We start from the raw sequence: 18696 nt of genomic DNA, 5'->3' as shown, positions 1-18696 counted from the left end.
CCGATGGTGGCCTCGGCGCATATGTCGGTGGCGACAGCGTCAGTGGCCGGGGTGCCGCGTATCGTTGCTTGCACCCCGCCTTGGCAAGGAAAACCGAACCCTGCGGTGATTGCGGCAATGCATCTGGGCGGTGCGCATGAAATCTATGTTTTGGGTGGTATTCAGGCCGTTGGCGCAATGGCGATTGGCACTGAAACTATTGATCCGGTGCACATGCTGGTTGGCCCGGGCAATGCCTTTGTCGCCGAGGCCAAGCGGCAATTGTTTGGACGTGTCGGCATTGACCTGTTCGCTGGACCAACCGAGACCATGGTGATTGCGGACGAGACAGTGGATGCTGAAATTTGCGCGACGGATCTGCTCGGGCAGGCCGAGCATGGGTATAACTCTCCGGCAGTTCTTGTGACCAACTCACGCAAGTTGGCGGACGAGACACTGGCTGAGGTCGACAGGCTGTTGACCATTCTGCCCACCGCAGACACCGCTTCGGTTTCCTGGCGCGACTATGGCGAGGTTATCCTGTGCGCCGATCATGACGAGATGTTGGCGGTCGCCAATGACATCGCGTCCGAGCATGTGCAGGTGATGACGGATCGGGATGATTGGTATCTGGACAACATGACCTGCTACGGTGCGCTGTTCCTTGGCGCGCGGACCAATGTGTCGAATGGCGACAAGGTGATCGGGACAAATCACACTTTGCCGACGAAGAAAGCCGGGCGCTACACCGGCGGGCTTTGGGTGGGCAAGTTCCTGAAAACCCACAGCTATCAGAAGATCACCACGGATGAGGCGGCAACGCTGATCGGTGAATATGGCTCGCGCCTGTGTATGCTGGAAGGCTTTGTCGGCCATGCCGAGCAATGTAACGTGCGGGTTCGTCGCTATGGCGGGGTGAACGTGCCGTATGGTGAAGGCGCGCCCTATCGTGAGGCTGCTGAATAAGGCGGTGGTCGATGCGTTGGTGCATCGGATGTTTCCGTTGACGGAAACACTTGGGGGCTCTGCCCCCAAACCCCCGAGATATTTGAAAACCAGAGAAGCAGGGGATTGCGATGTCTGACGTCCAGGATGCACATTCGGTGATGGCGCCCGTGTTTGAGGCATTGCAAAGCCATGAGGGTGTTGCAGAGGTTCTAAACACCGTTGCACGAGAGGCAAAATTTCGGATGTGCCATCCGTTCGGAGAGCTGCACGGCGCGGACGCGTTTGTTTCGGATGTGCTTGGGCCGCTCAGGGCCGCGATTCCCGATCTGCAGCGACAGGAGATTATTCGCATTGCAGGCTTTGATGCGGGTGGTGCGTTATGGGTCGGGTCGGGTGGCCATTATGCCGGGCGGTGGATTGAGCCGTGGCTTGGTATTCCTTCGACGGGGCGGAGTGCTTCGATGCGGTTTCATGAATTTTACCGGATCGATGGTGGTGCTTGTGTTGAGATGCAGGCGATCTGGGACATTCCCGAAATGATGATGCAGGCTGGGGTCTGGCCAATGGCCCTACAATTGGGACGGTTTCTTCATGCCCCCGCGCCGATGACCCAGGACGGTTTGGGGCCGCATGATTCTGCGCTTTCGGAAAGCTCTTTTCATCATGTGATCGACATGTTGACTGCGATGGGGCGGCATCCGTCGAAAGGCGGGCCTGAAGTGATGGAGCTTGATCGCTACTGGCATTCTGATTTCATGTGGTACGGCCCGGCAGGGATTGGCACCGCATGTGGGGTCGAGGAATTCCGGCGGTTCCACCAGATCCCGTTCCTGAACGCGATGCCGGATCGCGGGCAGCATCCCGAGGGGACGCAGCATCACTTCATGGCCGAAGGGGCCTATGTCGGTGTGACTGGCTGGCCTAATATGCAACAGACGCTGTCGGGGGATGGTTGGTTGGGCCTGCCGCCGACAGGGCAGATGATCACGCTGCGCAGTCTGGATTTCTGGCGACTGGAGAATGGACGTATCCGCGAAAACTGGGTTCTCGTGGACCTGTTGGACATGTACGCTCAGATCGGGGTGGATGTGTTTGCCCGGATGAAGGAGCTGGCATGGAGCAGAGGGTATCGCTGATCACGCTGGGCGTGACGGATGCGGATCAGGCGGCGGCGTTCTATGACGCGTTGGGCTGGACCCGGATCGAGACGCAGGATGGCGTGATCGCCTATGATCTTTTGGGGCAAACGCTTGGGCTTTACCCGCTGGACAAGCTGGCCGAGGATGTCGGGATTGATGTGGCGCAGCTTGGGCGCGGGGCGATGACCCTGGGCTATAATGCACGTGATCGCGCAGGCGTGGATGACGTCATGGGCCGAATTGAGACCGCGGGCGGCACCGTGTTGAAACCGCCGCAAGAGGTATTCTGGGGCGGCTACCATGGCTACTTCAGTGACCCTGAGGGCCATGTCTGGGAAGTGGCGCACAATCCGTATTCGCCCTTGCGTGACGAGGATGGCGCGTTTCGCTGGAACGGGTATTGAGACGCCCGCAAAGCATGTGGAGCCTCGAGACGTTGGGCCGCGTTCGACTGTCGCGGCATTTCTACATGCGGGAGTTTCTCTATTCCGAGGTCGGGAATTTTCATAAGGTTCAGAACATTCCCGACAATGCGGACTTGGCCATCGCGCGGGGGCGGGCGTTTTGTGAAACGTTGCTTGATCCGTTGCAAGAGACCTTTGGTCGGATCGCCGTGCGGTCTGGGTTTCGGTCGGCTGAATTGAACCGGTTCGGCAACGAGAACGGGCTGAATTGTGCGCGCAATGACTATCCGCTTGAATGCCATATCTGGGATTTGCCGGATGTGGAGGTGGCGGGCGCCAGTATCGTTATACCGTGGTTTGCCCATCACTACGACCAAGGCCGTGATTGGCGGGATCTTGCGTGGTGGTTGTATGACCATCTGCCGTTTGCCGAAGCGTGGTTCTTTCCCAAGCTGTGCGCATTCAACATTGCGTGGCGGCCCGATCCGCAGCGCCGGATCGACAGTTATATCGCCCCGAGGGGCACGTTGATCCGCGGTGGGCAGCGACCCGATGAACTGTCCGAGCAGCGCGCAAAGCGCTATGCGGATTTTCCGCCGTTTCGAGGCATCGCTTATCCCTGAAACGGGCTGGACTCGGGTTAAAACCGGGGGTAGCGTGATTTTGCACACCTATGCAATGCCTTGGAGACATGCCTGTGACCCTGCCCAAAACACCGCCCTTTCGTCTTGTCGGTAAGCGGGCTTTGGTGGCTGGCGGGTCGCGCGGAATCGGTCTTGGCTGTGCGGTGGCCTTGGCCGAAGCCGGCGCGCATGTGATCGTCGCGGCACGAGGCGCGGTGCAAGTGCAAGCAGCGGTGGACGAGATGACGCTGGCCGGGTTCAGCGCCGAGGCGTTGGTGCTGGATGTGACGGATATTGTGGCGGTGCGCGACGCGTTTGATGCGCATGGTCCGATTGACATTCTGGTGAATTCGGCCGGTCTTGCACGGCATAGCCCGGCGTTGGAGACGTCGCCCGAAGATTTCGATGCGGTCTCGGACATCAACATCAAGGCAGCGTATTTTCTGGCGCAGACGGCGGCGAAACAGATGGTTGGACGCGGCGGGTCGATTATTCAGATCAGCAGCCAGATGGGCCATGTCGGCGGTGTTGATCGCGCAGTCTATTGCGGGACCAAGCACGCGGTGGAAGGCATGACAAAGGCGATGGCGATTGAATGGGGACCGGAGCGTATCCGCGTTAACACGATTTGCCCGACCTTTATTCTTACAGAGCTGACCAAAGCGACGTTTGACGACCCTGAAAAGAGGGCTTGGATCGAAGGCAAGATCAAACTGCCGCGTGTTGGTCAGGTCGAGGACATCATGGGCGCGTGCCTGTTTCTGGCTGCGGATGCGAGCGCGTTGGTCACTGGTACGTCGATTTTGGTCGACGGGGGATGGACGGCGGGATGACACGACGGGTCACCTCCTTCGATGTGGCTGCGCGCGCAGGGGTAAGCCAATCGGCGGTGAGCCGGGTGTTTTCAGGCGCGTCGGCCAGCAAGGCCACAGCCGACAAAGTGCGTTCGGCGGCTGAGGCGCTGGGCTATCGGCCCAACGTTTTGGCGCGGTCTTTGATTACCGGGCGCAGCCGGATCATTGGTATGGTGGTGGCCTATCTGGGCAACCCGTTCTACCCCGATGCGCTTGAGCGGTTCAGCCGGGTATTCCAGGACGAGGGTTATCATACCTTGGTCTTTACCATGCCTGAAGGGGCCGGAGACACGGATACGGACCGGATCATTCAACAGATGCTCGACCAGCAAGTGGACGGGATTGTGCTCGCGAGTGTAGGCTTGGGCGATGCACTTGCCGCACGCTGCGAAGCAGCGGGTATCCCGGTGGTGCTATTCAATCGTGGACAAGAGGGAAGCGGTTTGGCGCAGGTCACCTCAGCCAACCGGGCGGGTGGGGCCAAGGTGGCAGAGTTCCTTGTTGCTGGCGGGCATAGCCGTATCGGACATGTTGCAGGCTGGCAGGGGTCTTCCACCGGGCGCGACCGGACCGAGGGGTTTCTTTGGCGATTGCAAGAACTTGGGCAGGACGCAGTTGGGGTCGAAGACGGGCGCTATGATCATGCCCAGGCGGTGCGTGCGTCGGATGCTTTGCTGACGCAGGGTGTTGATGCGCTCTTTGTCGGCAACGACCACATGGCCTTTGCGGTGATGGACCACTTACGCTGCACGCTTGGCCTGTCGGTGCCACATGACGTGTCGGTAGTGGGCTATGACGATGTGCCGATGGCCGCCTTTGCCGCCTATGATCTGACGACCGTGCGGCAACCTGTGGGACGGATGGTCAAGACCACTGTGGCGGCGCTTATTCATCAAATCGAAGACAAATCTGCCCAAGCGGATGTTACTGAAATCGACGGGCCGTTGATCCTGCGTGGATCGGCCCGCATACCGGAAGGCTTGCAATGAGAGGGTTCGATAACCGTTTTGCGGATTTCCCCGACTATATCCTCGGGATCACCAAGGAGATCTGGGAGGATCGCGGACTTGGGGCAAAGATGAAGGCGTATTACCATCCCGAGGTGATTGTGCGCACGCCCGGAGGCATTGGTTTTGGCGAACCGGCGATGACAGCGGCGACGATGGCGACCTGCCACGAATTTCCTGACCGGCAATTGCTGGGCGAAGACGTGATCTGGTCTGGCACGCCGGAGGTCGGCATGCTGTCCTCGCACCGGATCCTGTCCACGGCGACCCATTTGAATGACGGGCAGTTTGGCCCGGCCACAGGGCGCAAGATCAAGCTGCGGGCGCTGGCAGATTGCTATGCCAAGAACAACATGATCAGCGACGAATGGCTGATCCGTGACAATGGCGCAATCGTGCGGCAGTTGGGTTATGACCTGAAGGAATGGTCCCGCGAGCAGATCGCTGGACTTGATCCCGAGAGCCAACCGTTTCGCCCGGCGATCGATGTGCAGGGGCCATACACGGGGCGCGGCAATGACAACCAGTGGGGTGCTGCCTTTGCGGCGCTCCTGAGCCGTGTGATGGATGGTGAATTTTCGGTCATTCCCGATCAGTATGATCGTGCCGTTCAAGCCGAATACCCCGGCGGCGAAACCGTGCATGGCACTGGCGGCGTCGATGCGTTCTGGCTTGGGCTGCGGTCGGCCTTTCCGTCGGCCAAATTCGACATTCACCACCAGATCGGCCTGGAAGAAACGAACATGCCACCGCGCGCTGCCATCCGCTGGTCGCTTACCGGCAAACATGACGGCTGGGGTGCGTTTGGCACGCCAACCGGGGCCGAGGTGCACGTCATGGGGATTTCCCATGCCGAGTTCGGGCCGCGCGGGCTGCGCCGGGAGTGGACGCTTTATGACGAGACTGCGATCTGGATGCAAATTCTGGCCCATCAGGGCTGACACCACCAAGGGAACTGACCAATGACCCCGCAAGAGATGGAAGCCCGTATCGTCCGCTATGGCGATCTGCGCCCCTGCCGTACCGCCTTTATTGACGCTCACACGCCGGGCAGCGACCAAAAGGAAAACTTTACGATCATTGGTGGTGGCGTGTCGGAAAGTGCTGATCAGCATGTGCACATCACGGAAACCCCTGGGTTCAACATCGGTGCTGCTGGCCAGCCACCGAAATGCCGCAACTCGTTGCACAGCCATCGCACGGCAGAGGTTTTCTTTGTCCTGTCGGGCCGCTGGCGGTTCTTTTGGGGGCGTTGGGGCAATGCGGGCGAAGTGGTGCTGGAGAAAGGTGATATCTTCAACATTCCGACGGGCATCTTTCGGGGCTTTGAAAATATCGGCACCGACTACGGGATGATCATGGCAATCCTTGGTGGGGATGATGCAGGTGGGGGTGTCATCTGGGCGCCTCAGGTGATCGAGGATGCGAAAGATCACGGGTTGGTACTGGGCGACAATGGCAAGCTTTATGACAGTAAGGCAGGTCAATCGTTGCCTGACGGTGTTAAGCCGATGCCGCTCTTGAGCGATGACGAGCTTAAGACGTTTCCAGAGCCAACAACCTCTGATGTGATCCCCGGCTACGTCGCCCGGTACTGGGATCTGATGGCGCTGGCGGACAAGCAGCCTGCCAAGGTGATCGGGCCAGAGGGCAAGTTGACCGACCGACCAGGGTTCGACGTGGATTTCATCACGCGTGGGTCAATTTCTGAAGACATTTATAGCGTTGCGAGCCACGAGGTGCTGATGCCCGTCCGTGGTCATTGGCGACTGACGTGGGAGGGCGGCTCTACGGCGCTGAACCCCGGTGACACGGTAGCTGTGCCGCCCGGTCTGGCCCATAGTGTCACGCCCGCAATGACCGGGGAGGCGTCGATGTACCGGGTACGTTCGACTGACGATCCGGCGGGGCCGACCTGGGGCGGCGCTTGACCTGATCATTTTGCCGAACCGGTAACTGGAGTCCTTGTCCTGACGCGCTATGTGCCTCTCAGGCGACAGGAGGAGGGGCCACATGACTGGAAACACATTGACGCTGCGCCCTGCCGATGCGTCCGATCTCGAGGCATTGGACCGCCTGTTTGGGCAAAGCTATCCGGTGCTTCTCAAGGATGATTATCCGCCGTCTGTTTTGGTGACAGCTGTTCCGCTGATCTCAAAGGCGCAGCCAGCGCTGGTGGCTTCGGGTACATTTTTTGTAGTGTGTGACGGGTTGGAAATCGTGGGTGCCGGTGGATGGACCATGCAAGCGCCGGGCGGTCGACCGGGGATGCGCGGGATTGGGCATATTCGTCATGTCGTCACCGACCACCGCCGCATCCGTGAAGGCATCGGCAAGGCGTTGATGGAGCATATCGTTCTGCATGCCCATGCGTCAGGCATGTCGCAACTGCATTGCCAAAGCACGCGCACGGCGGTCCCATTTTACGAAGCGATGGGTTTTCAGGCACAGGGAGAGATCGACGTGCCATTGCGACCGGGGATCGACTTTCCTGCGGTGTTCATGGTGCGGATTCTTGCCTAGTTCTTGACGTGTGTCATGGCGCTTTGGCCCGTTTTAGTGTGGACTCGTGATCCAGCTAAAGGAGGGGACCATGCTGACGATCACGAAACCTGAACCGAACCGCGTTGATATCGACCTGTCGGGCAAAATCGACTCAGACGAGATGGCCAAGGGTTTGGATGACCTTTTGGACAAATCGCAGGACGTGAATGCGGGCACTATGCTATACACGATCACGTCGTTCGCCTTTCCCGATCTGGGGGCGATGGCGGTTGAAATGGCACGGCTGCCCAAGATGTTCGGGCTGTTGGGCCGGTTCGATCGCTGCGCTGTTCTATGCGACACCGCATGGATCAGAACGGCAGCTGAAATCGAAGGTGCGATGTTTCCGGGCATCGACATCAAGGGTTTTGAATTGAATGACCGCGAACAGGCCGAAGCGTGGCTGCAAAGCGGTATTGCATGACGCGGCCAAACCGGCGGGTTGAAAATCGGGTGTGGTCGGTTAGGTCTGTACAACAGACAGGTTCAGAAATGCACTGCTGACCTTTCATCAGACCAAAGGTGCGACGTGCATATGTGTTGAACCTCGTGTCCGAAACCCTGCCGCGCCGTTGCGGTTTTTTTCAGAACCTATAGGCCGAACAGCCAAGTCGCGGTTTCGAATTGAAGCGCGACAGACACGAAACCGTTGAAGGAGCGACATCATGCAAGCCCAATTGATTGCCGCATTGATCCTGTTGCCGTTCACGGCGGTGTTCATCTATGCCTGCTTTCACGAATACCGCCGCTACAAATCTGAGGGCCGGGCAAGCTATGGGCTTGTTTATGATGCAGAAACCGGGGCGACTCATGTCACTGGGATTGCTGACGATGAAGAGCCTTATGATATCGACGCGTTTGACCCGAACGACCATAACAGTCGGGACGCCGAGGACGAGAGTGAAGGCAAAAAGACGTAGGTGTTTGTTCTGTTCGACGGCAGTGTCGGCGTTCTGGCTATCGGCTTGGGCTTAAAGCTTAGCACGGAATTTCAATGACCTCGCGTTCCGTCACGATCATGTCTAACGGCTGATCGGTTGGTTCAAGCGGCAGATCGTTCGCTTCTTGCGTGGCGAAGGCAAAGCCGATGGCAAGGGTTGGGCGCTGGGCGCGCAGTCTTTCGAGCGTGCGGTCGTAAAAGCCGCCGCCATACCCCAAACGCCCCCCGATCCGAGAAAACGCAACGAGCGGCACAATCAGCACTTCAGGAATGATCAACCGTTCGTCGGCAGGCACTGCGGCACCAAATGGTCCGTCAATCAACGCGCAATCCGGCTCCCATCGGGAAAACACCAGCGGTTCACCAGCCGCGCGGATGACTGGAACGCCGACAAGCCCGTGGGCTGCTGCTTCGGACATGGCGGGCAAGGGATCGATCTCGGTTCGGATCGGCAAGTAGCCGGACACGGGGACACCGCGATACCCTGCCAAAACCTGACTTAAATGGCCTGCCGCACCGGGATGGGCGGCGTCATGGGCCGCTTTGCGGCGGGCGAAGGCGGCTTTGCGGGCCGCAGTTTTGCGATCTTCCAACGTCACAAGAGCACCAGTACCGCCAGACCGAGGAAGGCAAAAAAGCCGACCACGTCGGTCACAGTTGTCACGAAGGCACCAGAGGCCAAGGCTGGGTCAACGCCCAGTTTTTCGAGCACAATCGGGATGCCAGTGCCTGCAAGTCCAGCGACCACCAGGTTGATCACCATCGCGGCCGCAATCACACCGCCAAGCGCAAGAGAGCCGAACCAGACATAGCCAACGATTCCCATGATTACCGCGAAAGCGAGACCGTTGATCAGGCCCACGATCACCTCGCGTCGGATCACGCGCCAGACGTTCGATCCGGTCAAATCCTTTGTGGCCAATGCACGCACAGCCACGGTCAATGACTGAGTGCCCGCGTTGCCGCCCATGGACGCGACGATCGGCATAAGTACAGCGAGGGCAACAATGGTGGCAATGGCGTTTTCGAACTGGGCGATCACGAGACTGGCGAGGATTGAGGTGATGAGGTTGACCAAGAGCCATGGAAAACGGCGCTTGGTGGTTTCGCGTACACGGTCGGAAAGAGAGCTTTCGCTATCCACACCGGCAAGGCGCAACACGTCTTCTTCGTGTTCCTCGTCGAGCACGGCCATCGCGTCATCGATCGTGATCACACCGACCAGTCGTTCGTTTTCATCAACGACGGGGGCGGAAATCAGGTGGTACTGGTTGAACGCGTAGGCGACGTCGCCTTCATATTGCGCGGCTGGGATCACATGGAATGTCTCTGATACCAGCGATTGTAGCATCACCTCGCGGCGCGATCCCATGAGTTTGCCGAGCGTGACATTGCCCACCGGGCGGAGGCGCGGGTCAACCAATACGATGTGGTAGAATTGTTCTGGCAAGTCGTCAGAATTACGCAGGTAATCAATGGCTTCACCGACATTCCAATGCTCGGGCGCCATCACCACTTCACGCTGCATCAGGCGGCCGGCCGAGTATTCCGGGAATGTCAGGGATTGCTCAACCGCGACCCGGTCACTGTCTTCGAGGACGTCGAGGATCGCGTCCTGCTGACCCTGTTCGAGGTCTTCGAGAAGATCGACAACATCATCGCTGTCCAGCTCACGCACCGCGTCGGCCAGAACTTCGGGCGACAGGATGCCGATCACTTCTTCGCGGATGGATTCGTCAAGTTCCGACAGGATGTCGCCGTCGAATTCCTTGTCATAGAGCTTGATCAGGCGCATCCGATCAAAGGCGTTGATCTGCTCCAAAAGGTCGGCGATGTCAGCGGGGTGCAAGGGCTCCATCAGCTCGACAAGCTGATCGCGGTCGTCGCGGTCTACGGCATAAAGGATTTGCGCCACGGCTTTGCGGCCAAGGCTGTACGCATCGTCCGCGTCTTCAATCTCGGGTGCCTCGATGGTTTGATCGTCGCTCATCTCGCCCCCTAAATGAATGGCCAGTTCTACCTTTACGCAATTGCCCCACGATACAACAGAGCGTGCGCGCAATTTACCAACTGTCTTTCAAGAGATAGGTTCACCACGAAAAGGTCAAAAAGGGCCATCCATGTCCAACATCACGCTCCATCTTGGCCAGACGCTCTGGTTCACTGGCGATCCTATGGTCGAAGGGACCAGTGCCGCACAGCACAACTCGCATGGCGCGATTGCGGTGCAGGGTGGGCACATTCTCGCGCGTGGCACAGCTGACGATCTGCGCCGTGATTATCCGCAGGCCAAGGTCGAAGTTCACGGACAGGCATTGATCCTGCCGGGGTTCGTGGATGCACATGTGCATTACCCGCAGACCGCGATGATCGCGAGTTGGGGCAAACGGCTGATCGACTGGCTCAACACCTACACGTTCCCCGAAGAGATGCGGTTTGGCGATGCTGCCTATGCTGCCGAAATTGCCGCGCGGTATCTTGATCTTGCGCTTTCATATGGCACCACGACGATGTGCAGCTATTGCACAATTCACCCCGAGAGCGTGGACGCCTATTTCACAGCAGCTGCTGCGCGCGGAATGCGGGTGCTGGGCGGCAAGACCTGCATGGATCGCAACGCGCCCGACGGGCTGCTGGACAATGCGCAATCGGCCTATGACGACAGCAAGGCGTTGCTGAACCGCTGGCAGGGGCAGGGCCGGGCGTCCTACGTCATCACCCCGCGGTTTTCGCCTACATCGACGCCCGAGCAGTTGTCCGCGCTGGGGGCGTTATGGGCCGAGCATCCTGATTGCCTGATGCAGACTCATTTAAGCGAACAAACCGATGAGATTGCTTGGGTCCGAAACCTTTACCCCGACGCGCGGGATTATCTGGACACCTATGAGGCGCATGGGCTTTTGGGGAAAAATGGCCTCTACGGCCATGCCATTCATCTGGAGCCCCGTGAACGCGACCGCCTGCGCGAGGTTGGTGGGGCGTTGGTGCATTGCCCGACATCCAACACGTTTATCGGCTCGGGCCTGTTCGATATGGCCGGTTTAGTGGCCGAGGGCCAACGCGTCGGGCTGGCTACGGATACCGGAGGCGGGTCGTCCTTTTCCATACTGCGCACGATGGCTGCGGCCTATGAGGTGGCGCAATTGCGCGGCACGGCGCTGCACCCGTCAACGCTCTTGTGGTTGGCGACCGAAGGATCCGCTCGCGCGCTACGCATTGCGGACCGGGTCGGAACACTGGCACCGGGGGCAGAGGCGGATTTCATCACGCTGGACCTGGGATCAACCCCCGCCATCGCCCAACGCAGCGCTCGCGCGGCGGATATCTGGGAAGCAGTTTTTCCAACGATCATGATGGGCGATGACCGCGCGGTGTCTGGGGTGTGGGTGATGGGGAAGCGCGTCTGACTTTCGTATGGTGATGCCGATGATGCACTGGTCCGCGTTAACTGGATCGCAACAGGATCACTGAAGAATTTCCGACAGCCGCCGCGATGTTAGCATAGGCGACCCGGCGGCGGTCTGATCTCTCAGCGGCTCGCAAGAGCTGTGTTTCTGTTTCTCGGACAAGATTGACGGCTGCGGCGCGGGCAATGGCCTGACGGTCAGGCGCGACGGGAATCACGGCACGGCTGGACCGGCTTGATGGCGCGGTGCTGTTGTTCAAGCGCAGTGTTGCGGGACGTTGGGTCGAGGATGCATTGTCTCGCGCGATACGGTTCAACTGACGAGCGGCATCGCGGATGATGCCTTCTGCTTCTCCAAAATCGCTGTCTTGCGGAAGTCGGTCTGCAAGCCAATCAAAATAGTCTGCAACACAGTCAACGGTATAGGCTGGATCAGGGACTTGGCCGCACAATTGCTGTGCCCCGTCGGTGAAACCGCGGATGACATCGTCGATAGATAACGGTGCTGTGCCTTCGTAGCTGCTTCCTGTGGTGTAGCCTTGTGAATGCCCCGGAGCGGCGGCGCAAAGACCTGCCATGAATATCAAGGCGGAGCGAAAAACGATACGGGCCAAAGACCTATCCTAATTATATTCTTCAGAATTCTGCGCCATTTCTTCGTAAGTGAAAAGGCATGCGGGTATCAAGCATTCGGGGGGGCGATATTTGTTTGTGCAGCCCCGAGTATTTGGTGTGCTTGTGCGAAGGTTCGCGGACGGCCGATCGTATGATTTTTGACTTACGGACGCCTGCAAGGGCGCTAGGCGACATCGTCCTTGTTGACCAGCGATTTTCTCAAGGCGGTGAACCCGAACTGTCGCCGCCTCCGTCACGCCCGTGGGCCTTTTTCAGCCCCGAATTCCAACCACGCTCTTTCCTTGGGCGTCAGGTGCGCATCCATTATCGCCTCATAGGCGGTCAAATCTTGATCGGTCAGGTGGCCGACCCATTTGCCGCTGGTGCCGCTTTGGAAGAAGTCCGAGTCGGACTTCATGAACCCCTTGCCGCCAGACGGGGCATAGCGAGCGGCATGGGTCTTCATGTGGTCAAAACTCGCAGCGTGAACCAGTTGATCCAGCACGTGTTTCGGGTGCGAGATGTTCAGTAGTTTGGTAAGTTGTGCAAATGTCCCGGGCAGATCCCGTGTCATATCCGTATAGTGAAACAGGGCCACGTTCGGCCTGTCCACAAGCGCCAAGGCGGCTTTATAGTGTTGCAGGATATGCGCCAGTGGCATGGCGTCGGCATCAAACCCTTCCGCACCGCCATCTAGAAATCGCCGGAACGTGATGCCGTCAGGATCGTCTTCGGGATACCACATATCAAACCAGGACATTGGGATGTTGCGCACGTGTTTGCGATACGAGAAATGCGCATCGAGCGGGTGTCGAAAAACACAAATATAGGTTGCTTGATCATCAATCGGCAGGCCGTCCATTGGGGTATGGCTTTTCATGCTGCGCCGCCCTGTCATGGCAGACAGCCGTGCGGCGACCTCTGTCATTTCGCGGATACGGATGTCGACCCACGGCATTTTGACTGACAATTCCGTTTCGACGTCGGGATCGCCCGAGAACAAGAGTGCGACAATGGTTTGCATCCATGTCGTGCCGCATTTTGGGGGTGTGACGACAAACACGTCGTCAGGCCGGATGTCGATCATATCCCAACGCCGGTTGTCTGTCAGTGGACCAAGGTAAAGCTTGCGGCTGGTCATGGTGGCCATCTCCTGCGCAGATCAGCCTAAGGATGGCGTCGGTTGGCCCGCAAACGCAACAGAAAAGGGCTATCGAGCGGGGTGTGGGCAAGAGCATTGGGTGGTTCGAATGGCGACCCGGCCCCACATGTAGACTCTCGAGTGATCAGAGAACGCTCTTTACGGGCGCAGCCTAAGACTTGTTGCCACACACAAAAAGGCCGCGTCGGGGTAACCCAGACGCGGCCAATTCTTCACTGTCCGTGTGAAGTCGAAGGCTTACTTGATCTTGCCTTCTTTGTACTCGACGTGCTTGCGCGCGACGGGGTCGTACTTCCGAACAGACATCTTTTCCGTCATCGTCCGCGCGTTTTTCTTGGTCACGTAGAAGTGGCCCGTTCCCGCAGACGAGTTCAGGCGGATCTTGATTGTGGTCGGCTTCGCCATGGGTCGTCTCCTGCATCGGGCAAGGACTGCCCGTGAATTCCAGTATGAAAGCCGCCTTCTACCCGTGCGCGCGGGTGAGTCAACCCTTCACACGGTGCATAGTTGTGGAAACGGCCAAGAAAAACGCGCGGAGGGCCTGTAAGCCGGATTCTGTCCCCCTTGGGTTTCCCCAAGGATAGATGACCATTCCTCTGGGACCGATGTTGCCATCGGCCTCGTGCTGCCAACCCGGGGATCTGGGCTGAAGCGACCCTGCCGACGCGCGGCGCGATCCCCCTATTCGGCATTGCTCCCAGTGGGGCTTGCCATGCGGGGACTGTTGCCAGCCCCCCGGTGGGCTCTTACCCCACCGTTTCACCCTTACCCCGATCGAAACCGGGGCGGTCTGTTCTCTGTGGCGCTTTCCGTCAGGTTGCCCTGCCCGGGCGTTACCCGGCACCATTGCTTCAAGGAGTCCGGACTTTCCTCCCCCTAAGGGGCGGCCATCCGGCCCTCCGCGCGAGGTGTGGGGTAGGGCAAGTGCCTGATGCGGTCAATCATCATGCGACCGCGCCACTGCCTGTTCTTCTTCTTTTTCCAAATATGCCGGGGGGGCTGGCCCCCCAATCTGTCGGATCGGCAAGTGCCGATCCGATTCTTCATCGCAGCACGTAGGGTTGATGCAGCCACTCCCAGAGCGCGTCATTGGTCTCGTCCGGAGTTTCCAGCGTTGGCAGATGACCTGCGTCGTCAAGTACAACCAACCGCGCATGCGGGATCAGCTCCGCCATGAACGTATGGCGTTTGATCGGACATAGCGCGTCATGCGCACCGCATAGCACCAGAGCGGGTTGCTTGATCTTGCGCAAGGTCGATTGCTGGTCGCGGCGGCGTTGCAGAGCGCGAGACTGGTTGAGAAATACCTCGGGTCCCAATGTGTGGGCCATGTCCATCACAGTTTGCAGAACGGCTGGGCGGCGCGGGCCGGGAGCAAGATAATTGGGCTTCAGCTCGTCGCGCATAACCTCGATGAGTTTTCCGGATTTCACCTTCACGATCTGCGGCTCGCGGTTGGCGGCGACTTGCGGTGTCTCGGCCAGGCAGTTGGTGTCCATCAGTGCCACGCGAGTCACCCGTTCAGTGGCGCGGCGCAGGATCTCCATCGCAACTATGCCGCCCATGCTCAGACCCGCCAGTGCGAATTTTTGTGGCAAGAGCGGCAGCAGACCAGATGCGATTTCCTCGATCCGTTGCCCGTTCGTGATCGGTGCGACCATCACAGGGTGGGTGGCGGAAAAGGCCCGGATCTGCGGCTCAAAAAGCCGTGCGTCGCACATCATGCCGGGCAGAAAGACGACGGGTTCAATCATAAGTCAGAGGCGTCCTGACGCCAAGGCAGCGCCCTTGGCAAGTGTCGCAAGCTTTGCATAAGCGATCTCGGGGTCCACGGCGCCGAAGCCGGCGAAGGTGCCAAAGCCACAATCACTGCCCCCGATAACACGGTCTGCGCCGACAATCCCGGCAAAGCGTTCAAGCCGTTGCGCCACGACTTCGGGGTGTTCAACGAAATTGGTGGTCGAATCGATCACGCCCGGCACCAACACCATGTCGTCCGGAATTTCCGCTTTGCGGTCACGGAACACTGTCCATTCATGGGCGTGCCGAGGGTTCGATGTCTCGAACAAAACCTGTCGCGCGCCAACCTTCATGAGGGTCGGGAACACTGTGTCCATGTCGATATCGCAGACATGGGGGCCTTCGTAATTGCCCCAGCAGATATGCACACGCACGCGAGCCGGGTCGATCCCGTCAAGCGCATGGTTCATTGCTTCGACATGGCTGTCTGCGATCTTGACGAACTCAGCATCCGACAGATCGTTGAAAAGCATGTGCCGTGACAGCGCCAGGTCGGGACAGTCAAGTTGCAGCATCAGCCCACTGTTGACGATGGTGCGGTATTCGTCGCGCATCGCATCAGCCAGTGCGGCCAAATACGCATCGCGGGTGGGGTAGTAATCGTTCTGCAGAAAGAGCGAAATCACACCTGGTGAGGCTGCGTTCATGAACCCTTCGGCGACGCCGTGTTCAGCCATGCCAGCCTTGAGGTTGGCGATGTCGCTTTCTAACTCGCCCTGGCCTTTGGATTTTACCTCACCCACACACATCGGCCGAGCATATTGCGGTGTGCCGCCATCATCCTTGAGCCGTTCAAGGAAGGTCGGGTACAGCTTTAGATCCGCAGGCGCGTTGCGCGGGCTGTCACCGCCGAAGCCGGTGTATCGGTCTTTGACATAGGTGGCGTAGCTGATCTTGGAGGTTTCGCCATCGCTGACAACGTCGATGCCCGCGGCGACCTGAAGGCGCACGGTTTCGCTTGCGGCCTCGGTCATGGCGGTCGTGAACGCGTCTGTGTCGTAGGGCTTGCCGTGCTCGCGGGCGAAGATGAAGTCGACCACTTTCTGCGTGCGGGGCAACGATCCGACATGGGTGGTTTTTATGGATGTCATCTGCGCGGCCCCTTATTCTGCATAGGTTTGCAGCGACACTAGCAAATCATGCGCTATGTGCCAGATACTTCGCGGTGTTGGCGCTTGATTTTCGGCATGAGTTTGCGGGTCACACCATAAGCGCCTGTGCGAGTTGATTTTGGCGTTCAATCACGCGGGGCAAGTCGATTGTCGTCACCTGTCCGTCCTGCACGACGGGTCGGCCTTCGACCAGCAGATGTTTGACGCGCGTGGGGCCCGCCAGAAGAAGTGCCGCGGGATCCCAACTCCCGGCGCTTTGGACGCCGGTTGTGTCCCAAATGGCGATATCGGCGCGTTTTCCGACCGCGATCTGGCCGCAATCGGGCCGACCCAGAACCTCGGCTCCACCTCTCGTGGCAATGAACAGCGCCTCGCGGGCGCTCATGGCGTTGGCCCCGTTGGCGACCCGCTGGAGCAGCATCGCTTGCCGTGCCTCGCTGATCAGATTGCCGGCGTCGTTGCTGGCCGATCCGTCTACACCCAGCCCTACGGGCACCCCTGCGTCGCGCATGGCGCGGACAGGCGCGATGCCCGATCCAAGGCGGCAATTCGAACAGGGGCAATGTGCGACACCGGTGCTGGATTTGGCAAAGAGATCAATCTCTTGCCCGTCGAGCTTTACGCAATGGGCGTGCCAGACATCAGGTCCGGTCCAACCCAGATCTTCGGCGTATTGGCCAGGGCGGCAGCCGAATTTTTCAAGGCTATAGGCAATGTCTTCGTCGTTTTCCGCGAGATGAGTGTGCAGCATGACACCCTTGTCGCGGGCCAGCAGGGCCGCATCGCGCATCAGGTCTCGACTGACAGAAAACGGTGAACAGGGCGCGATGCCGACACGGACCATCGACCCCTCGCTGGCATCATGATGTGCGTCGATCACCCGAATGCAGTCTTCAAGTATTGCGGCCTCGGCCTCGACCAGCGAATCTGGAGGCAACCCGCCATCGCTTTCACCGATGCTCATCGCACCGCGTGTTGGGTGAAACCGCATTCCGATCTCGTGGGCTGCGGCGATGGTATCATCCAGACGCGCGCCATTGGGGTAGAGGTACAAGTGATCCGAGGTCAGTGTGCAGCCCGACAGCGCCAGCTCTGCCAACCCGATCTGGGCCGAGATGAACATCTCTTCCGGACCAAAGCGCGACCAAATTGGGTACAGCGTTTGAAGCCAGCCAAACAGCAGCGCGTCCTGACCGTCGGGCACTGCGCGGGTCAAGGTTTGATAGAGGTGGTGATGGGTGTTCACCAAGCCAGGGGTGACGACGCAGCCCTTGGCGTCAATCGTTTGGTCCACGCCCGTCAGACCGGTGCCGATTTCAGTGACCACACCGTCTTCGATGCGGATATCTGTGTCGGTCCATTCCGACAGTGTCGTGTCCATCGTCAGGACAGTGGTTGCGTTTTTGATCAGGATGGCCATGCCGTTCCCTCCACACATCAATGTGCCCTTTTCGGTGTAAAGACCAGCCGGGGGCGACAGAAAAGGAGCGGAAGGACTCGCCCGGGCAGGGTAGGTGTAGCGCGGATCGGCGTGCTTGTCAGCCGTTGAGACGCGCCATGGCTGCAGCATGCAGTTCGGGCGTCGCAGCGGCCAAAGCGGTGCCGCCATCGTGCGCTGGTGAGCCATCCCATTGGGTGACAACGCCGCCGGCTGCTTCGATCACAGCGATGGGCGCTTGAATGTCGTAGGCGTTCAGTCCCGCTTCGATGACAATGTCGATCTGACCAGCCGCCAGGAGGGCATAGGCATAGCAATCACAGCCATAGCGGGTCAGTTTGACCTCGGGGGTGACACGTTCGAATGCGGTGCGCTGGTCCGTGGTGCCGATCTCCGGGAAGGTTGAGAACAGGATAGCCTGTGACAGGTCGGTGGTGGCTTTGGTGCCAAGCGCGTTTTTGCGTCCTGGACCGGTCCAGTCGCAGCGGCCAAGACCACCCATGAAGCGCTCACCCACATAAGGTTGGTCGATCATGCCCATGACCGGTCCGGTGTCATCTGAGAGCGCAATCAAGACGCCCCAGGTCGGCGTGCCACTGATAAAGGAGCGGGTCCCGTCGATCGGATCAAGCACCCATGTCAGGCCGCTTGTCCCATCCACCGTGCCGTGCTCTTCACCCAGAATGCCATCGCGTGGGCGCAGGTCGGCCAATACGTTGCGCATC

General features: G+C 59.1%; 21 protein-coding genes and 1 other RNA gene. 12 read left to right on the top strand and 10 right to left on the bottom strand.

The features are described 5' to 3' along the window. From hisD to ACTG4M_RS14490, 11 genes are all read left to right on the top strand, one after another. A partial coding sequence (hisD, locus tag ACTG4M_RS14540) for a histidinol dehydrogenase (RefSeq protein ID WP_439124388.1) occupies positions 1 to 945 on the top strand: 945 nt, incomplete at its 5' end. Positions 946 to 1055: 110 nt separating this feature from the next. Further along, entirely contained in the window at positions 1056 to 2063 is a 1008-nt protein-coding gene (locus tag ACTG4M_RS14535; protein WP_439124387.1) for an ester cyclase, read from the top strand. Further along, positions 2042 to 2470 (top strand): VOC family protein, encoded by a 429-nt coding sequence (locus tag ACTG4M_RS14530; protein ID WP_439124386.1) that lies wholly within the window; start codon positions 2042 to 2044, stop codon positions 2468 to 2470. Before ACTG4M_RS14535 ends, ACTG4M_RS14530 begins: the two co-directional genes overlap by 22 nt. A 14-nt stretch (positions 2471 to 2484) precedes the next feature. Beyond that, a complete protein-coding gene (locus ACTG4M_RS14525) occupies positions 2485 to 3093 on the top strand; it encodes a hypothetical protein (RefSeq protein ID WP_439124385.1) in 609 nt (202 codons plus the stop codon). A 74-nt stretch (positions 3094 to 3167) separates the two neighbouring features. After that, complete coding sequence (locus ACTG4M_RS14520) at positions 3168 to 3926, top strand: SDR family NAD(P)-dependent oxidoreductase (protein ID WP_439124389.1); 759 nt, start codon at positions 3168 to 3170, stop codon at positions 3924 to 3926. Further along, positions 3923 to 4936, top strand: a complete 1014-nt coding sequence (locus ACTG4M_RS14515) for a LacI family DNA-binding transcriptional regulator (protein WP_439124384.1) — start codon at positions 3923 to 3925, stop codon at positions 4934 to 4936. The genes ACTG4M_RS14520 and ACTG4M_RS14515 overlap by 4 nt, the downstream gene beginning before the upstream one ends. Then, a complete protein-coding gene (locus tag ACTG4M_RS14510) occupies positions 4933 to 5895 on the top strand; it encodes an ester cyclase (RefSeq protein ID WP_439124383.1) in 963 nt (320 codons plus the stop codon). The genes ACTG4M_RS14515 and ACTG4M_RS14510 overlap by 4 nt, the downstream gene beginning before the upstream one ends. Before the next feature lie 21 nt (positions 5896 to 5916). Then, a complete protein-coding gene (locus ACTG4M_RS14505) occupies positions 5917 to 6885 on the top strand; it encodes a cupin domain-containing protein (protein ID WP_439124382.1) in 969 nt (322 codons plus the stop codon). Between the two features lie 82 nt (positions 6886 to 6967). Then, positions 6968 to 7477: a GNAT family N-acetyltransferase gene (locus tag ACTG4M_RS14500; RefSeq protein ID WP_439124381.1), complete on the top strand. Its 510-nt coding sequence runs from the start codon at positions 6968 to 6970 to the stop codon at positions 7475 to 7477. A gap of 70 nt (positions 7478 to 7547) precedes the next feature. After that, on the top strand, positions 7548 to 7922 hold the full coding sequence (locus ACTG4M_RS14495) for an STAS/SEC14 domain-containing protein (protein WP_439124380.1): 375 nt from the start codon (positions 7548 to 7550) through the stop codon (positions 7920 to 7922). Positions 7923 to 8163: 241 nt separating this feature from the next. After that, positions 8164 to 8418, top strand: coding sequence for a hypothetical protein (locus tag ACTG4M_RS14490; protein WP_439124379.1), 255 nt, complete (start codon positions 8164 to 8166; stop codon positions 8416 to 8418). A 58-nt stretch (positions 8419 to 8476) separates the two neighbouring features. Here the strand turns inward: ACTG4M_RS14490 and ACTG4M_RS14485 are convergent, their stop codons facing one another. Further along, the gene (locus ACTG4M_RS14485) at positions 8477 to 9037 is read right to left on the bottom strand and encodes a 5-formyltetrahydrofolate cyclo-ligase (RefSeq protein ID WP_439124378.1); all 561 of its coding nucleotides are present in this window, start codon (positions 9035 to 9037) and stop codon (positions 8477 to 8479) included. Further along, positions 9034 to 10428 (bottom strand): magnesium transporter, encoded by a 1395-nt coding sequence (gene mgtE, locus ACTG4M_RS14480; protein ID WP_439124377.1) that lies wholly within the window; start codon positions 10426 to 10428, stop codon positions 9034 to 9036. The genes ACTG4M_RS14485 and mgtE overlap by 4 nt, the downstream gene beginning before the upstream one ends. Positions 10429 to 10558: 130 nt before the next feature. Here mgtE and guaD point away from each other — a divergent pair, with 130 nt between their 5' ends. Then, positions 10559 to 11845, top strand: a complete 1287-nt coding sequence (gene guaD / locus ACTG4M_RS14475) for a guanine deaminase (protein WP_439124376.1) — start codon at positions 10559 to 10561, stop codon at positions 11843 to 11845. Between the two features lie 37 nt (positions 11846 to 11882). On the opposite strand, the gene ACTG4M_RS14470 is transcribed toward guaD, so the two are convergent. The 8 genes from ACTG4M_RS14470 to ACTG4M_RS14435 form a co-directional block, all read right to left on the bottom strand. Beyond that, the gene (locus tag ACTG4M_RS14470) at positions 11883 to 12422 is read right to left on the bottom strand and encodes a hypothetical protein (protein ID WP_439124375.1); all 540 of its coding nucleotides are present in this window, start codon (positions 12420 to 12422) and stop codon (positions 11883 to 11885) included. A gap of 290 nt (positions 12423 to 12712) precedes the next feature. Further along, positions 12713 to 13600, bottom strand: a complete 888-nt coding sequence (locus tag ACTG4M_RS14465; protein WP_439124374.1) for a sulfotransferase domain-containing protein — start codon at positions 13598 to 13600, stop codon at positions 12713 to 12715. A 258-nt stretch (positions 13601 to 13858) separates the two neighbouring features. Beyond that, positions 13859 to 14026, bottom strand: a complete 168-nt coding sequence (gene rpmG / locus ACTG4M_RS14460) for a 50S ribosomal protein L33 (RefSeq protein ID WP_028958297.1) — start codon at positions 14024 to 14026, stop codon at positions 13859 to 13861. A 123-nt stretch (positions 14027 to 14149) separates the two neighbouring features. Continuing rightward, positions 14150 to 14524: RNase P RNA component class A (gene rnpB / locus ACTG4M_RS14455), an RNA gene on the bottom strand. A gap of 140 nt (positions 14525 to 14664) precedes the next feature. Continuing rightward, a complete protein-coding gene (locus ACTG4M_RS14450) occupies positions 14665 to 15375 on the bottom strand; it encodes an alpha/beta fold hydrolase (RefSeq protein WP_439124373.1) in 711 nt (236 codons plus the stop codon). A 3-nt stretch (positions 15376 to 15378) separates the two neighbouring features. Next, positions 15379 to 16512 carry a cobalamin-independent methionine synthase II family protein gene (locus ACTG4M_RS14445; protein ID WP_439124372.1) on the bottom strand — a complete coding sequence of 378 codons (1134 nt, stop codon included), beginning with the start codon at positions 16510 to 16512 and terminating at the stop codon, positions 15379 to 15381. A 109-nt stretch (positions 16513 to 16621) separates the two neighbouring features. Beyond that, positions 16622 to 17953 (bottom strand): 8-oxoguanine deaminase, encoded by a 1332-nt coding sequence (locus ACTG4M_RS14440; RefSeq protein ID WP_439124371.1) that lies wholly within the window; start codon positions 17951 to 17953, stop codon positions 16622 to 16624. Between the two features lie 118 nt (positions 17954 to 18071). After that, positions 18072 to 18696, bottom strand: a 625-nt coding sequence (locus tag ACTG4M_RS14435; RefSeq protein WP_439124370.1) for an inositol monophosphatase family protein, incomplete at its 5' end; no start/stop codon positions are given.

Origin of the sequence: Marivita sp., assembly GCF_965656765.1 — a bacterium.
In the GTDB taxonomy this organism is placed as follows: Bacteria; Pseudomonadota; Alphaproteobacteria; order Rhodobacterales; family Rhodobacteraceae; genus Marivita.
Note: the sequence above shows the minus strand (reverse complement) of the source record. Positions and strands in the feature narration are given on the sequence as shown.

What these genes read in the sequence shown, in the direction of transcription:
- ACTG4M_RS14535 (WP_439124387.1), top strand. Translation starts at nt 1,056, where the DNA reads ATGTCTGACGTCCAGGATGCACATTCGGTGATGGCGCCCGTGTTTGAG.
- ACTG4M_RS14530 (WP_439124386.1), top strand. Translation starts at nt 2,042, where the DNA reads ATGGAGCAGAGGGTATCGCTGATCACGCTGGGCGTGACGGATGCGGAT.
- ACTG4M_RS14525 (WP_439124385.1), top strand. Translation starts at nt 2,485, where the DNA reads ATGTGGAGCCTCGAGACGTTGGGCCGCGTTCGACTGTCGCGGCATTTC.
- ACTG4M_RS14515 (WP_439124384.1), top strand. Translation starts at nt 3,923, where the DNA reads ATGACACGACGGGTCACCTCCTTCGATGTGGCTGCGCGCGCAGGGGTA.
- ACTG4M_RS14510 (WP_439124383.1), top strand. Translation starts at nt 4,933, where the DNA reads ATGAGAGGGTTCGATAACCGTTTTGCGGATTTCCCCGACTATATCCTC.
- ACTG4M_RS14505 (WP_439124382.1), top strand. Translation starts at nt 5,917, where the DNA reads ATGACCCCGCAAGAGATGGAAGCCCGTATCGTCCGCTATGGCGATCTG.
- ACTG4M_RS14500 (WP_439124381.1), top strand. Translation starts at nt 6,968, where the DNA reads ATGACTGGAAACACATTGACGCTGCGCCCTGCCGATGCGTCCGATCTC.
- ACTG4M_RS14495 (WP_439124380.1), top strand. Translation starts at nt 7,548, where the DNA reads ATGCTGACGATCACGAAACCTGAACCGAACCGCGTTGATATCGACCTG.
- ACTG4M_RS14490 (WP_439124379.1), top strand. Translation starts at nt 8,164, where the DNA reads ATGCAAGCCCAATTGATTGCCGCATTGATCCTGTTGCCGTTCACGGCG.
- mgtE (WP_439124377.1), bottom strand. Translation starts at nt 10,428, where the DNA reads ATGAGCGACGATCAAACCATCGAGGCACCCGAGATTGAAGACGCGGAC.
- guaD (WP_439124376.1), top strand. Translation starts at nt 10,559, where the DNA reads ATGTCCAACATCACGCTCCATCTTGGCCAGACGCTCTGGTTCACTGGC.
- ACTG4M_RS14470 (WP_439124375.1), bottom strand. Translation starts at nt 12,422, where the DNA reads ATGGCAGGTCTTTGCGCCGCCGCTCCGGGGCATTCACAAGGCTACACC.
- ACTG4M_RS14465 (WP_439124374.1), bottom strand. Translation starts at nt 13,600, where the DNA reads ATGACCAGCCGCAAGCTTTACCTTGGTCCACTGACAGACAACCGGCGT.
- rpmG (WP_028958297.1), bottom strand. Translation starts at nt 14,026, where the DNA reads ATGGCGAAGCCGACCACAATCAAGATCCGCCTGAACTCGTCTGCGGGA.
- ACTG4M_RS14450 (WP_439124373.1), bottom strand. Translation starts at nt 15,375, where the DNA reads ATGATTGAACCCGTCGTCTTTCTGCCCGGCATGATGTGCGACGCACGG.
- ACTG4M_RS14445 (WP_439124372.1), bottom strand. Translation starts at nt 16,512, where the DNA reads ATGACATCCATAAAAACCACCCATGTCGGATCGTTGCCCCGCACGCAG.
- ACTG4M_RS14440 (WP_439124371.1), bottom strand. Translation starts at nt 17,953, where the DNA reads ATGGCCATCCTGATCAAAAACGCAACCACTGTCCTGACGATGGACACG.